3 protein-coding genes and 1 pseudogene are annotated in these 2,884 nt (G+C 70.3%); all 4 read right to left on the bottom strand.

Annotated elements, in window-relative coordinates:
- A pseudogene (locus tag G6018_RS00120) lies at window positions 1-198 on the bottom strand (acyl-CoA dehydrogenase); the annotation flags it as partial.
- Window positions 199-214: 16 nt separating this feature from the next.
- Window positions 215-1,384: an acyl-CoA dehydrogenase family protein gene (locus G6018_RS00115; RefSeq protein ID WP_182638413.1), complete on the bottom strand. Its 1,170-nt coding sequence runs from the start codon at window positions 1,382-1,384 to the stop codon at window positions 215-217.
- Between the two features lie 4 nt (window positions 1,385-1,388).
- Entirely contained in the window at window positions 1,389-2,336 is a 948-nt protein-coding gene (locus tag G6018_RS00110) for an enoyl-CoA hydratase (RefSeq protein ID WP_182638412.1), read from the bottom strand.
- 115 nt (window positions 2,337-2,451) lie between these two features.
- A partial coding sequence (locus G6018_RS00105) for an SDR family oxidoreductase (RefSeq protein ID WP_182638411.1) occupies window positions 2,452-2,884 on the bottom strand: 433 nt, incomplete at its 5' end.

Genomic DNA, 2,884 nt, shown 5'->3' with positions numbered 1-2,884 from the left:
GGCCCCGGCCCCGCCGGCGTCCTCGTCGATGAGCAGGGCCGCGGCGCCGGTCTCGGCGACCCTGCCCCACACGGCGGTGCCGGGGCCGGTGTCACCCGCGCTCCAGGCGCGGATGACCGACGGCATGTCGGACCGTGTCAGCAGCGAGTCGATGCTCGCCGCGAAGTCGGTGATCTCGGGGTCGAGTGCGAATCTCATGGTGCTCCGTGTCCCGTCAGCCGCGCGGAAGGCCGAGGAGGCGCTCGGCGATGATGTTCTTCTGGACCTCGTTGGTGCCGGCGTAGATCGGCCCGGCGAGGGCGAACAGGTATCCGTCCATCCACTGCTCCCCGGCGAGTTCGCCGGCCGTGCCGAGCAGGTCCAGGGCGGTCTCGTGGGTGGCGATGTCCCAGTCCGACCAGAAGACCTTGTTGATCGAGGACTCGAAGCCCAGGTTGGCGCCGCCGGTGAGCGTGGTGACCGTGTTCCAGGTGCTCAGCTCGTAGGCGCGCGAGCCGATCCACGCGTCGACCACCCGGTCGGCGAGGGCGCCGCGGGTGCGGTCGTCGAGGTCCGCCCGGTGGGAGCCCCACAGCTCGAGCAGTCGGTCGGTGGTGGCGAGAAACCGGCCGGGCGAGCGCAGGGAGAGGCCGCGCTCGTTGTTGGCGGTGGACATCGCCACCTTCCAGCCCTGGTTGACCTCCCCGATCACGCCGGAGGAGGCGGGGTCGGCGGGATCATCCGCGACGAAGACGTTCTCGAGGAACAGCTCGGCGAAGCCGGGCAGGCCGTCGAGCTGGTCGATCGGACGCACGGTGACGCCCTCGGCCCGCAGGTCGAACATGAAGTAGGTCAGGCCCTTGTGGCGGGGCTCGTCCGGGTCGGTGCGGAACAGCCCGAAACCCTTGTCGGCGAACGAGGCGCGGGTGGACCACACCTTCTGGCCGCTGAGCAGCCAGCCGCCGTCCACACGCGTAGCCGTCGAGCGCAGCGACGCCAGGTCGGACCCCGCCTCCGGCTCGGACCAGGCCTGCGCCCAGATGTCGTCGGCGCGGGCCATGCGCGGCATGATGTGCGCCAACTGCTCGGGGGTCGCGTGATCGAACAGGGTCGGTGCGAGCAGGAAGATGCCGTTCTGGCTCACCCGCAGGGGTGCGCCCGCGCGGAAGTACTCCTCCTCGAAGACCACCCAGTTGACCAGTCCGCAGTCGCGGCCGCCGAACTCCTCGGGCCACGACACGACCGACATGCGGGCGTCGGCCATCTTGCGCTCCCACTCGCGGTGGGCCTCGAAGCCCTCGCGGGTGTCCATGTGTGGGAGCGGCTCGGACGGCACGTTCTCGGCGAGCCAGTCGCGCACCTCGAGGCGGAACTCCTGTGTCGAGGCGTCCAGATCCAGATCCACGGCGTCAGCCCTTCCGCTCGCCGGTCGGGGCGGGGCCGCCGGTCGAACCCGTGTTGGCGCTGTCGCGCATCGAGCGCGCGTCCATCCCGCCGAGGGAGGCGGAGAACGAGTCGGTGTCGTCGGGCTCCGCGTTGGCCGAGTGGGCGAACATGTGCCAGCCGAACGCCGTGTCCAGCGAGGTCTGCAGGCCCATCTGGTCCTCGTTCGAATTGATGACCTTCTTGGCCAGGGTCAGGCCGAAGGCGGGCATTGCGGCGATCTCACCGGCGATCTCGTCGACCTTCGCCTGCAGCTCCTCGCGCGGCACGACGTGGTTGAGCATGCCCCAGTCCAGCGCCTCGGCCGCACCGAATCTGCGACCGGTGTAGAGGATCTCCTTGGCACGGCGGGGGCCCAGGACGAAGGCGTGGGCGAAGTACTCGACACCGGGGATCCCCATCTTGACCACCGGGTCGGAGAAGAACGCGTCGTCGGAGGCCACGATGAAGTCGCAGATCCACGCCAGCATCAGGCCGCCGGCGATGCACGCGCCGTGCACCTGGGCGATCATCGGCTTGGGGATCTCGCGCCAGCGGCGACACATCTGGACGTAGACCTCGGTCTCGCGGGCCAGCCGCCGGTCGCCGCCGCCGCGGGTGGTGTGGTCCCACCAGATCGAGGCGCGGTTGGGGTACTCCACGTGGTGGTCGCGCTCGGTGGTGCCGATGTCGTGGCCGGCCGAGAAGTGCTTGCCGTTGGCCCGCAGGACGATCACCTTGACCGCGTCGTCCTCCACGGCCCTGATGAAGGCGTTGTCCAGCGAGTACGTCATGACCGAGTTCTGCGCGTTGCGGAAGTCGGGGCGGTTGAGCGTGACGTAGGCGGTGCCGCCCGTGACCTCGTAGGCGACCGGCTGCGTGTCCGGGCCGAGGTCGTCGACACCGAGGACCGGGGGGATGGGTGCGTCGGTCATGAGCTGGGGATCTCCTTACCTAGCAAGTGCTTGGTTGGTACTGTACCGGACCCGCTCGCCGGATCGGATTCAGACGCCGTCACCACCGTCGTCCAGACGCCGTCGCCTCCGCCGTTCAGACGCCGTAACCACCGTCGACGTCGAGTTTCTGGCCGGAGATGAAGCCCGCCCGGTCGGAGGCGAGGAACGCCACGGCCTCGGCGACGTCCACCGCGGTCCCGAACCGTCGCAGCGGGATGTTGCGGCGGGTGACCTCGAGTGCGCGGTCGTCGAGGTCGCCGGAGGAGATGAGCCTCTCGGACATCCCGTCGGTGAGCATCCCCGGGCCCACGCAGTTCACACGGACCCCGAACCGGCCCTCCTCCGCCGCCAGGCCCCGCACCAGCTGCTCGACCGCGCTCTTGGGGACCGCGGACAGGCCGTCCCGGACCGGGTAGCGGGTGGTGGCGGCGGTGGTGACGACGACGACGGTGCCGCCCACCGCGCGCACATGCGGCAGCGCCGGGTGCACGATCGCGAAGAACCCGGCGGCGTCCGCGTCCAGCTGG

The sequence above is a fragment of the Dietzia sp. DQ11-44 genome (assembly GCF_014145205.1).
Classification (GTDB): Bacteria; Actinomycetota; Actinomycetes; order Mycobacteriales; family Mycobacteriaceae; genus Dietzia; species Dietzia natronolimnaea.
The sequence above is the reverse complement of the archived record's forward strand: the minus strand, read 5'-3'. Positions and strand labels throughout refer to the sequence as shown.